Below are 11810 nucleotides of genomic sequence, written 5' to 3'. Positions count from 1 at the left end.
CGACCCGTCCGACCCGGCCTCGGGGGCTCCGCCCGCGGCGTGCCGTCGCCGCGCTCGCCGCCCTCGGCGTGCTCTCCGCGTGCACCGGAGGGGCGACCGACGGCGCCACCCCCGACGCGGTCCCGTCGGCGGTGGCGCTGCGGTCGGCCGTGACGGTGCCCGACGCCCCGGCCACGGTCGTGCCGGACGGGACCGCGGCGGGGACGGCGCTCGCGGTGAGCGCCGCGCTGTTCGCCGAGGCGCCCGTGGCGGTGCTGGTCGCCGACGAGGCCCCGGCGGTCGTCGCCCCCGCCGCCACCGCGGCCGTGGGGCTCGGCTCGCCGGTGCTGGTCGCGGGCGCCGGCGTGGCCGACGAGCTGGACCGCCTCGGCACCACCGACGTCGTCGTGGTCGACGACGACCCGGACGGGCGCGCCGCGCTGGCCGCCGACCTGCCGGACGGGCTGCGCACCTACGGCGTCGACGCCGCGGACCCCGCGCTGGCCGACCTCGGGCTCGACGTGGGGGAGGAGCAGGAGGTCGACGACGGCGGGCTGGTCGCCGCGGTCGCGGCGCTCGCCGGTCCGGAGCCGGCGCTCCTGCTGGGCGCGGCGCGGGCCGACGACGGCGCGGCCCCGACGGCGTCCCCGTCCGGCACCCCGGGCGCCGGGCCGACCGACGCGGGTCGCGAGCCGGAGACCGCGAGGCCGGCCGGCTCGCCCGACGCCTCCCCGGGGCAGCGCGACGTCCTGGGCCTTCCGACCACCACGATCGAGCGCCCGGCGGCCGTCGACGCCGCCGCCCTGCTCGTGGACACGCACGCCGCCCCCGCGGGCACCGCCGTCGCCGCCGCGTCCGCCCGCGCCGCGGGTCTGCCCGTCGTCGACGTGCCCGGGGCGGACCCCCGCGCCACCTCCGCCGCCGTGCGGGCGCTCACGGGCGTGGAGACGGTCGTCGCGGTCGGCTCGTCGTTCGGCGACGCCGCCCGGCTGGGCCCGCGGGTCGCCAGCGCCGCGACCGGCGTCGAGCTGCGCGGCGGCGGCCAGCTGGTGTTCCCGGACCCCGCGGCGGCCCCGGGCGTCGACGGCAAGCGGTACGTCGCGCTCTACGGCACCCCCGGCACCCCCGCGCTCGGCGTGCTGGGGGAGCAGGACGTGCCGGCCACGATCGCCCGGGCCGAGCAGACCGCCGCCCCCTACCGGGCGCTGACCGCGGACACCGTCGTGCCGACGCTCGAGATCATCGCCACCATCGCGTCGGCCGCCCCCGAGCCGGACGGCTCGTACTCCCGGGGCCGGTCCGTGGACGAGCTGCGCCCGCTGGTCGAGGCGGCCCAGGAGGCGGGGCAGGCGGTCGTCATCGACCTGCAGCCCGGCCGCACGGACTTCCTCACCCAGGCGCAGCGGTACGCCGAGCTGCTGGAGTACCCGCACGTCGGGCTGGCGCTCGACCCCGAGTGGCGGCTCGCGCCCGACCAGGTGCACCTGCGGCAGATCGGCTCCGTCGGCATCGACGAGGTGAACGCCACCGCCGACTGGCTCGCCACCTTCACGCGCGACCGCGCGCTGCCGCAGAAGATGTTCCTGCTGCACCAGTTCTCGCTGCGGATGATCACCGACCGCGAGCGGCTGCACACCGGCCACGACGAGCTCGCGATGATCATCCACGCCGACGGGCAGGGCTCCCAGCCCGCCAAGGCCGGGACCTGGGCGACGCTGCACCAGGGCGCCCCGGACGTGCACTGGGGCTGGAAGAACTTCTACGACGAGGACACACCGATGCTCGACCCGGCGCAGACCTACGCGGTGCAGCCGGTGCCGGACCTGGTGACCTACCAGTAGTCAGCCGCGGGCGCCGGGCAGCGCCCGGTAGCGGTGCACGGGCAGCAGCCCGGCCGGGGGACTGCCGGCGAACGTCACGGTGGCGCTGCGCAGCCGGCCCCCGCGGTCGTGCCGGCGCTCGATCGCGATCGCGCCGCTGTCCAGCGCCGCGACCAGGGGCAGCACGGTCCCGTCGACGAACCCGGCCACCCCCTCGGAGACGTCGCGCTCCGCGAGCGGCACGCCGCCCGTGGCGAGGGTGGCCCAGCCGTCGTCGCCGACCGCCAGCGACACCGTCCAGCCCGGGCCCGCCAGTTCGAGCGCGAGCAGCCGGGTGGGCGGCGCGAGCCGCTGACGACCGAGGCGCACGTGGGCGTGACCGGGGTGCTCGAGGCGCGCGGCGAGCGCGTCGGCGACCTCGTCCCCGACGCGCCGCCCCGCCATGCCGTCTCCCGCGCCGGTCAGGCCACCGCGGCCGAGGCGGCCTCGGTGCGCTCGTACACCCGCTGGTGCCCGGTGATCGCCGCGAGCCGGAACGGGCCGCGCGTCAGCCGCTCGACGTCGTGGTCACCGCCGTCGACGGGGTTCACCGGCGCGACGATCCGCGCGTACTCGGCGTGCGACACCCGGTCGCGCTCGTCGAGGAGCCGGCGGTGCGCGGCGGTGCGCAGCCGCGCACGGTAGCCGGGCTGGACCACGCCGGTGAAGAACTCGCCGACGGCGCCCGAGCCGTAGGAGAAGAACCCGATCCGGGCACCGGCCAGGTCCTCGGCGGCGTGGTCGAGCAGCGACACGAGGCCGATGTACATCGACGCGGTGTAGGAGTTCCCGATCTCGCGGTTGTACCGCAGGGTGTCGGCGATCTGCGCGTCCATCACCTCGGCGTCCCGCGGGGCGCCGACCAGGCGGGTCAGGTGCGCGTGCGCCTTGACCGCCATCTTGGTGAACGGCTGGTGGTAGACGAACGCGTCGATGTCTCCGAACTCGGCGCCGCCCTGGGCGCGGAAGTCCTGCCAGGCGCCCGTGAGGGAGTCGGTGTAGGCGCGCAGCGACAGCCGGCCGTCGACGACCGCGGTCGTGCGGTAGTTCGGGCGCCAGAAGTCCATGACGTCGGTGGTGTGCAGGCCGGAGACCGGTTCGATCGCGACCAGCCGCGGGTTCGCCGTGACCAGCATCGCGACCGCGCCGCAGCCCTGGGTCGGCTCGCCGGACGAGCCGACGTCGTACCGGGCCACGTCGGAGCAGATCACGAGGACCTTCTGCTCGGGGTTCCGGGCGACGAGCGCGAGGGCCATCTGCAGCGCCGAGGTGCCGGAGTAGCAGGCCTGCTTGAGCTCGACGACGCGCGCGGCGGGGTTCAGCCCGAGCAGCCGGTGCACGTACACGCCGGCCGACTTCGACTGGTCGATGCCGCTCTCCGTCGCGAGCAGCACCGTGCGGATCGCGGCGCGCTCGTCGTCGGCGAGGTCCGCCACCAGGGGGAGCGCGGCGGCCGCGGCCAGCGTCACGACGTCCTCGTCCGGGGCGCACACGCTCATCCGGTCCTGGCCGAGGCCCACCGTGTACTTCGCGGGCTCCACGCCGTGCACGGGCGCCAGGTCCGCCAGGTCGAGGTACCGGCCCGCGGTCGCGAACGCCAGGTCGTCGATGCCGAGCTGCATGTCGGGGTGGGATCCTCTCGGGCTGGACGTCCGCGGGCGGTGACCCGGCGTGGTGACGGGCCCTGCGGTGCGGCCCGCCGTCGTCGGCGGTCACGCGAGGCCCGGACGACTGTAGCCCTGCGTGCGAGCACCGACCAGCGAGCGTCGGGACTCTTCACCTGCTCCTCACCGAACGCCGACGGTGCCCGGAATCATCCCGTTCGTGAACGTGGTCACGATCACGCCGAGGTCAGCCCTTCGCGGGCGCGCCCCGCTCGAGGGTGAGGTGGGCGGCCATCAGCTCGCCCGGGTTGGTCTGCGCCGCCATCAGCGACAGCTCGCCGCACAGCACGGTCGCCGCGCACAGCACCGCGAGCCGGCGGGCGTTGTCGCCGGGCTCGCGCTGCTCGCGGCAGCCCAGCCGGGTCAGGTTCTCCTCGACGAAGTCGAGGCCCTTGCCGTTGCCGACGCTGCCGACGATGAGGTTCGGCAGCGTGCAGGAGAAGTACAGGTCGCCGTCGCGCACCTCGGCGTGGGTCAGCCCCTGCGAGCCCTCGACGATGTTCGCCGCGTCCTGGCCCGTCGCCAGGTAGAAGGCCAGCAGCATGTTCGCGTAGTGCGCGTTCGCCGACCGCAGGCCGCCCGCGAGCATCGTGCCGATCAGGTTCTTGCGGATGTTCAGCTGGACGATCGCCTCGGGCGTGGTGTGCAGGAACCGCTCGACGTGCCGGCGCGGCAGCACGATCTCCGTGACGACGTTCTTGCCGCGCCCGAGGATGCCGTTGACCGCGGTGGCCTTCTTGTCCGAGCAGAAGTTGCCGGAGATCGAGCCGTACCGGACGCCCGGGACGGTCGCGAGCACGTGGTCCATGAGCGTGTCGGCCGCGTTGGTCACCATGTTGTGCCCCGACGCGTCGCCGGTGGTGAGCTCGAACCGCACGAACAGCAGGTTCGCGGCGATCTGCACGTGCAGGTCGATCAGGCGGGCGAACCGGCTGGTGGTGGCGACCACCGCCGCGAGCTCCTCGCGCCGGGCGGACAGGTGCTGCCAGGCGGCGAGCGCGGCCTCGGCGTCGTCGGCCTCCAGCAGCACCGACCGGGACATCCGCTCGTCGACCAGCGTGGCCTTGATCCCGCCCTCGACCATCGTCGACAGCCGGGCGCCGCGGCGGACGCTCGGCCACAGGGGCGACTCGTACGTCGCCAGCGGCACCTCGGTCTCGCCGGACATCACGTTGCCGCTGATCCGCAGGGGTCCGACCCAGCGCAGGGGGATCGGCGCGGACGTGTCGGCGGCGGGCATGGGGACCTCCGGGGATCGGGTGCGGGCGCGCGGCCGGGCGCGGTGGTGCGCGCGGTGCGGCGCGACGGCCAGCGTAGACGCCGGGCGCACGCCGGTCCGCGCGGACGTACGGTGCACCCATGACGCGACCGCTCCGCATCGGAGTCCAGATCCAGCCCCAGCACGCCGACTACGCGCAGATCCGGGACGCGGTCCGCCGCGCCGAGGACCTGGGCGTGGACGTGATCTTCAACTGGGACCACTTCTTCCCGCTCTACGGCGACCCGGACGGCAAGCACTTCGAGTGCTGGACCATGCTCGGCGCCTGGGCGGAGCAGACCAGCCGGGTGCAGATCGGCGCCCTGGTGACCTGCAACTCGTACCGGAACCCCGAGCTGCTGGCGGACATGGCCCGCACGGTCGACCACATCAGCGGCGGCCGCCTGATCCTCGGCGTCGGCGCCGGCTGGTTCGAGAAGGACTACGACCAGTTCGGCTACGAGTTCGGCACCCCGGGCACCCGGATCGCCGAGCTGGCCTCGGCCCTGCCGCGGATCAAGGCCCGGCTCGCGGCGGGCAACCCGGCGCCGACCCGCGACATCCCGATCCTCATCGGCGGTGGCGGCGAGCGGAAGACGCTGCGCGTCGTGGCCGAGCATGCCGACGTGTGGCACTCGTTCGGCGACCTGGACACGCTGACCCGCAAGAGCGCGATCCTCGACGAGCACGGCGCGGCCGTCGGCCGGGACACCGCGTCGCTGGTCGAGCGCAGCGTCGGGGTGAGCGCGCCGCCCGCCGAGGTGGCCGCGCCGCTGGTCGAGGCGGGCGTGACCCTGTTCACGGTCGGCGTCGGCGGCCCGGACTACGACCTGTCCCTGGTCGAGCAGTGGGTGGCCTGGCGCGACGCGCAGGCCTGACCGCGGCCGCGAGGTCGTCGGTTCCGCCCGAGGTCGTCGGTTCCGCACCGCCCGCAGCGGACGGAACCGACGACCTCGGCGGGTGCGACGCGGGTGGGTGCCGGCCGCGGGCCCTAACCTTGTCGGCGTGAGCGAGACCAGCGACCTGACCCCCGTGGCCCAGGACTACCTGAAGGTCGTCTGGACCGCGCGCGAGTGGTCGACGGCGCCGGTGACCACGAAGATGCTCGCCGAGCGGCTCGGCGTCGGGGCGTCGACGGTGTCGGAGACCGTGCGCCGGCTCGCCGACCAGGGCCTGGTGGAGCACGCGCCGTACGCGGCCATCACGCTCACGGACGAGGGCGTCCGGCACGCGGTGCAGGTCGTCCGCCGGCACCGGCTGATCGAGACGTTCCTGGTCAGCGAGCTCGGCTACGCCTGGGACGAGGTGCACGACGAGGCCGAGGTGCTGGAGCACGCCGTCTCGGACCTCATGGTCGAGCGGATCGACGCCCGCCTGGGCCACCCGACCCGCGACCCGCACGGCGACCCCATCCCGGCGCCCGACGGCACCGTGCCGACGCCCGCCGCGGACATGCTCTGGGAGCTCACCTCGGGGTCGGGCCGGATCGCCCGCATCTCCGACGCCGACCCCGGCCTGCTGCGCTACCTCGCCTCGGTGGGCGTGGTGCTGGACGCCCGGGTCGAGGTCGTCGAACGCCGCGACTTCGCCGGGATGACCGCGGTGCGGGTGCTGCCTGTCGCCGGCGGGTCGGCCGCGGACGCGGCGGCCGAGGCCGTGGGCGCCGCCGCTGAGCCCCGACCGGTCGAGCTCGGCGAGGTCGCCGCGCGCGCGATCTGGGTGCTGCTCGACACCCCCTGACGCGCGCCGCCGCCACCCGGGACGGACCCGACCGGCCGGTAGGCTGGCGGCACCGGACTCCTCGCCGACGCGGTCTGCCGGGACGGGCCGCCGCACCCGGCGCTCTTGCCGCCGGGTTCCACGCGGTCCACCGACGACGACCGCGGGGAGCCGCACATGCACACGAGCACGCCGGGCACCGGGCCCGCCGTCGACACCGACGTGGTCCTGGACCCGCACCTGGTCCGCCGCCGCGCCCGGCTGCCGCTGCTGGCCCTGGCGCTCGGCGGGTTCGCGATCGGCACCACCGAGTTCGCGACGATGGGCCTGCTGCCGCTCATCGCCGAGGACCTCGACGGCACGATCCCCGAGGCCGGCCACGCGATCACCGCGTACGCGCTGGGCGTCGTCGTCGGGGCGCCGCTGCTGACCACGATGGCGGCCCGGATGGACCGCCGGCGGCTCCTGCTGATCCTCATGGCGGCGTTCACCGTCGGCAACGTGCTCTCGGCGCTCGCGCCCTCGCTGGGCTGGCTGGTGGCGGCGCGGTTCGTCGCGGGCCTCCCGCACGGCGCGTTCTTCGGCGTCGGCGCGGTCATGGGCGCGCACGTCGCCGGGCCGGGGCGGCGCGGGCAGGCGGTCGCCACGATGATGGCCGGCCTGACGATCGCGAACGTCGTGGGCGTCCCGCTGTCGACGGTCCTGGGCCAGGTGTTCGGCTGGCGGGTGGCGTTCGTCGCCGTGGGCGTGCTCGGCGCGCTGACCCTGCTGGCGCTGCTGCGGTTCCTGCCCGGCCTGCCGGTGCGCGACGGCGCGACGGTGCGCGCGGAGCTCGGGGCGCTGCGCAACGGGCGGCTGTGGGTGGCGTGCGCGGCGGGCTCGATCGGGTTCGGCGGCATGTTCGCCGTGTACTCCTACGTGTCGCCGCTGCTGACCGAGGTCACCGGCATCGCCGAGGCGACGGTGCCCGTGGTGCTCGCGCTGTTCGGCGTCGGGATGACGGCCGGGACGCTCCTCGGTGGCCGCCTGGCGGACCGGTCGGTGGCCCGGACCGTGCTGCTCGGGTTCGCGGCGACGATCGTCGCGCTCGTGCTGATCGCGGTGCTCGCGCAGTGGGTCGTGCCCGGCGTGCTGGCGATCGTGCTCCTGGGGGTGACGACGCAGGTGCTCGGGCTGTCGCTGCAGGCGTGGCTGATGGACCTGTCGCCGTCGGCGCCGTCGCTCGGTGCGGCGCTGTGCCACTCCGCGCTCAACGCCGGGAACGCGTTCGGCGCGTGGGTCGGCGGGCTCGTGATCGCGGGCGGGCTCGGCTACGTCGCGCCGGCCTGGGTCGGGGCGGGGCTGACCGTGGTCGGCCTGGCCATCTCGGCGGCGACCCTGGGCGGGGCGCGGGCCGGGCGCCGGACCGCCTGAGCGGCCGGGGCGCTCGCCCCGGCGTCCGGAGGACGTGCGCGCGTCGATAGACTTCCCCGGTGACGTCGCCCGCCAGCACCCAGCCCGACCCCGCCTCCGCCCCGGCCACCGCCGGCGGCCAGGACGTGCCGTTCCGGTACACCGCCGAGCTCGCCCAGCAGATCGAGCTCCGGTGGCAGGACGAGTGGGTCGAGCGGGGCACGTTCTTCGCGGCCAACCCGGTCGGCAGCGCGCTGACCGACGGCGACGGCGCGAACGCCCGCGAGGGCGCGCGGCCGTTCTTCGTGATGGACATGTTCCCGTACCCGTCGGGCGCGGGCCTGCACGTCGGCCACCCGCTGGGCTACATCGCGACCGACGTCGTCGCGCGGTTCCGTCGGATGCAGGGCGACAACGTGCTGCACGCCCTGGGCTACGACGCGTTCGGCCTGCCCGCCGAGCAGTACGCGGTGCAGACGGGCCAGCACCCGCGCACGACCACCGAGGCGAACATCGAGATCATGGCGCGCCAGCTCAAGCGCCTGGGCGTGGCGCACGACCCGCGCCGGTCGTTCGCGACGATCGACCCGGACTACGTGCGCTGGACGCAGTGGATCTTCCTGCAGATCTTCGAGTCCTGGTACGACGAGGACGCCGTGCGTCCCGACGGCGGCACGGGCGCGGCGCGGCCGGTGTCGACGCTGGTCGAGGCGTACGAGTCGGGCGCCCGCGCCGTGCCGGACGGGATCGACGGGGTGCCCGACGGCGCCGCGTGGGCCGACCTGGACGCCGTGCAGCGCCGCCGCGTGGTCGACGCGCAGCGCCTGGCCTACGTCTCCGAGACGCCGGTGAACTGGTGCCCGGGCCTGGGCACCGTGCTGGCCAACGAGGAGGTCACCTCCGACGGCCGGTCCGAGCGCGGCAACTTCCCGGTGTTCCAGCGCACGCTGCGGCAGTGGAACATGCGGATCACCGCGTACGCCGACCGCCTGGCCGACGACCTGGCGCTGATCGACTGGCCGGAGAAGGTCACCGCGATGCAGCGGAACTGGATCGGCCGGTCCGAGGGCGCGCACGTCGACTTCGAGGTCACCGACGCCGACGAGCCGCTGACCGTCTTCACCACCCGCCCCGACACGCTGTTCGGCGCGACCTACGTCGTCCTGGCGCCCGAGCACCCGCTGGTCGACGCGATCGTCGCCGACTCCGAGCCGGCCTGGGACGAGGACGTGCCGGAGGCGTGGCGCGGGGGCGCCGCGAGCCCGGCCGAGGCCGTCGCCGCCTACCGCCGCGAGGCCGCCGCCAAGACCGCCGTCGAGCGCCAGGCCGACGCCGGCCGCAAGACCGGCGTGTTCACCGGCGGCTACGCGCTGAACCCGGTGAACGGCGCCCAGCTGCCCGTGTTCATCGCCGACTACGTCCTCATGGGCTACGGCACCGGCGCGATCATGGCCGTCCCCGGCGGCGACACCCGCGACTTCGCGTTCGCCGAGGCGTTCGGCCTGCCCGTCGTGCACACCGTGCAGCCGCCGGAGGGCCACGAGGGCGCCTGGACCGGCGACGGCGCGATCATCAACTCGTCGAACGACGAGATCAGCCTGGACGGCCTGTCCGTCGCCGAGGCGAAGACGCGGATCGTCGACTGGCTGGCCGAGCGCGGCGCCGGGTCCCGCACCACGACCTACCGGCTGCGCGACTGGCTGTTCAGCCGCCAGCGGTACTGGGGCGAGCCGTTCCCGATCGTCTACGACGAGAACGACCTGCCCATCGCCATCCCGGAGCAGTCGCTGCCCGTCGACCTGCCGGACGTGCCGGACTACGCCCCGCGCACCTTCGACCCCGACGACGCCGACTCCTCGCCCGAGGCGCCGCTGAGCCGCAACGACGACTGGGTGCACGTCACGCTCGACCTGGGCGACGGCCCGAAGGTGTACCGCCGCGACACCAACACCATGCCGAACTGGGCCGGGTCGTGCTGGTACTACCTGCACTACCTGGACCCGCAGCACGCGACCGGCCAGGTCGTCGACCCCGCGCTCGAGCGGTACTGGATGGGCCCGGGCCACAACCCCGGGGACACCCACGGCGCCGGCGGCGTGGACCTGTACGTCGGCGGCGTCGAGCACGCCGTGCTGCACCTGCTGTACGCGCGGTTCTGGCACAAGGTGCTCTACGACCTGGGCCACGTCTCCAGCCGCGAGCCCTTCTACAAGCTGTTCAACCAGGGCTACATCCAGGCGTACGCCTACACCGACGCGCGGGGTGTGTACGTCCCGGCCGCCGAGGTGGTCGAGGACGAGTCCGTCGAGTCCGGCTTCACCTGGAACGGCGAGGAGGTGTTCCGCGAGTACGGCAAGATCGGCAAGTCGCTGAAGAACGCCGTCTCCCCGGACGAGATGTACGCCGAGTACGGCGCGGACACCCTGCGCGTCTACGAGATGTCGATGGGCCCGCTCGACCTGTCCCGCCCGTGGGAGACCCGAGCCGTCGTCGGCGCGCAGCGGTTCCTGCAGCGCGTGTGGCGCAACGTCGTGTCCGAGGAGACCGGCGAGGTCACCGTGGTCGACGAGGAGCCGACGGTCGAGACGCTGCGCGTGCTGCACCGGACCATCGCCGAGGTCGGCGAGGACATGCAGGGCATGCGGATCAACACCGCGATCGCCAAGCTCATCGTCCTGAACAACCACCTGACCTCGCTGCCCGCCGTGCCGCGGACGGTCGCCGAGCAGCTGGTGCTCATGACCGCGCCCGTGGCCCCGCACCTGGCGGAGGAGCTGTGGTCCCGCCTGGGCCACGAGCGCTCGCTCGCGCACGAGCCCTTCCCGGCGGTCGACCCGCAGTACCTGGTGCAGGAGTCCGTGACCTGCGTGTTCCAGGTGCAGGGCAAGGTCCGCGGGCGGGCCGAGGTCGCGCCCGACGCCGACGAGGCCACGCTGCGCGAGCTCGCGCTGGCCGACCCGGGCGTCCAGCGGGCGATGGCCGGGCGTGACGTGCGCACGGTGATCGTCCGGGCGCCGAAGCTCGTCAACGTGGTGCCGGCCTGACGCTGCCCGGAGGTGCCGACGCCCCGCCCGCCGCGCACGACGCGGGGGCGGGGAGCGGCGCCGCGCGCGGCGGAGCGCTGCGGGTCGCGGTGGCCCCGGCCGCGTGGGCCGAGCGCGTCGCACGCCGGCTTTGGCGCGGTCCGCGGGCGGGGGGCGAGCCCGAGCCGGCGACGCCCGCCCCGCCCCGGGTGGTCGTCGTCACCGACTCGACGTCCTGCCTGACGGCGGCCGACGCCGCCGAGTGGGGGATCGACGTCGTCCCGCTCGACGTGGCGGCCGACGGCGAGCGGTTCCGCGACGGCGTCGACCTGACCCCGGCCGGGTTGGTCGCGGCGCTCGACGCAGGGCGCCGCGTCACGACCTCCCAGCCGCCGCCCGCCGCGTTCGCCGCCGCCTACGAGGCCGCCGCCGCCCGCGGGGCCGCCGAGGTGGTGTCCGTGCACCTGTCCGGCGAGCTGTCCGGCACCGTGCGCGCCGCCGGCCTGGCCGCGCAGCTCGCGCCCCTGCCGGTGCACGTCGTCGACTCGCGGAGCGCCGGGCTCGGGCTCGGCTTCGCCGCCCTGGCCGCCGCGGAGGCGGCGCGCGGCACCGTCTGGGGGCCCGCCGACGGCGCGTCCGTGGCGGGGGCCGCCGAGCAGGTCGGGCGGTCGACCGCGGCGTGGTTCGTGGTGGACTCGCTGGACCACCTGCGTCGCGGCGGGCGGCTGTCCGCCGCCGCGGCCGCGTTCGGGACGGTGCTCGGGCTGCGGCCGGTGCTCGTGCTGCGCGACGGGCGGATCGAGGTCGCCGAGCGGGTGCGGACCCGGCGGGCGGCGGCTGGGAGGTCGTGACGCGGCGCCCTGCGTCGAGCGCCGCGACCAACCCGGCCGGGGTCAGGTCGACGCCGTCGCGGAAC

General features: G+C 75.4%; 9 protein-coding genes. 6 read left to right on the top strand and 3 right to left on the bottom strand.

Annotated features, from left to right (window positions below):
• Positions 1 to 1820 (top strand): hypothetical protein (locus MHY85_RS17840; RefSeq protein WP_308191428.1); only part of this gene is annotated, 1820 nt, incomplete at its 5' end.
• On the opposite strand, the gene MHY85_RS17835 is transcribed toward MHY85_RS17840, so the two are convergent.
• The 3 genes from MHY85_RS17835 to MHY85_RS17825 all read right to left on the bottom strand — a co-directional run bounded on the left by MHY85_RS17835 (position 1821) and on the right by MHY85_RS17825 (position 4742).
• Positions 1821 to 2243, bottom strand: coding sequence for a hypothetical protein (locus MHY85_RS17835; protein WP_239198935.1), 423 nt, complete (start codon positions 2241 to 2243; stop codon positions 1821 to 1823). It abuts the gene before it with no gap.
• Between the two features lie 17 nt (positions 2244 to 2260).
• Positions 2261 to 3460, bottom strand: coding sequence for a hydroxymethylglutaryl-CoA synthase (locus tag MHY85_RS17830; RefSeq protein WP_154730316.1), 1200 nt, complete (start codon positions 3458 to 3460; stop codon positions 2261 to 2263).
• Positions 3461 to 3689: 229 nt separating this feature from the next.
• Positions 3690 to 4742 (bottom strand): hydroxymethylglutaryl-CoA reductase, encoded by a 1053-nt coding sequence (locus tag MHY85_RS17825; protein WP_239198932.1) that lies wholly within the window; start codon positions 4740 to 4742, stop codon positions 3690 to 3692.
• Positions 4743 to 4861: 119 nt separating this feature from the next.
• Between MHY85_RS17825 and MHY85_RS17820 the strand changes: the two genes are divergently transcribed.
• The 5 genes from MHY85_RS17820 (at position 4862) to MHY85_RS17800 (ending at position 11745) form a co-directional block, all read left to right on the top strand.
• Positions 4862 to 5638 (top strand): LLM class F420-dependent oxidoreductase, encoded by a 777-nt coding sequence (locus MHY85_RS17820; protein WP_239198929.1) that lies wholly within the window; start codon positions 4862 to 4864, stop codon positions 5636 to 5638.
• A 127-nt stretch (positions 5639 to 5765) separates the two neighbouring features.
• Positions 5766 to 6500, top strand: a complete 735-nt coding sequence (locus tag MHY85_RS17815; protein WP_239198926.1) for a metal-dependent transcriptional regulator — start codon at positions 5766 to 5768, stop codon at positions 6498 to 6500.
• Positions 6501 to 6656: 156 nt separating this feature from the next.
• Positions 6657 to 7892: an MFS transporter gene (locus MHY85_RS17810; RefSeq protein WP_239198923.1), complete on the top strand. Its 1236-nt coding sequence runs from the start codon at positions 6657 to 6659 to the stop codon at positions 7890 to 7892.
• Positions 7893 to 7951: 59 nt separating this feature from the next.
• Positions 7952 to 10915, top strand: a complete 2964-nt coding sequence (leuS, locus tag MHY85_RS17805; RefSeq protein WP_374233995.1) for a leucine--tRNA ligase — start codon at positions 7952 to 7954, stop codon at positions 10913 to 10915.
• 188 nt (positions 10916 to 11103) lie between these two features.
• A complete protein-coding gene (locus MHY85_RS17800) occupies positions 11104 to 11745 on the top strand; it encodes a DegV family protein (protein ID WP_239198920.1) in 642 nt (213 codons plus the stop codon).
• Positions 11746 to 11810 lie beyond the last annotated feature (65 nt).

This window comes from Cellulomonas sp. ACRRI (assembly GCF_022346185.1).
Taxonomy (GTDB): domain Bacteria; phylum Actinomycetota; class Actinomycetes; order Actinomycetales; family Cellulomonadaceae; genus Cellulomonas.
This window is presented reverse-complemented; position numbering and strand designations above follow the sequence as displayed.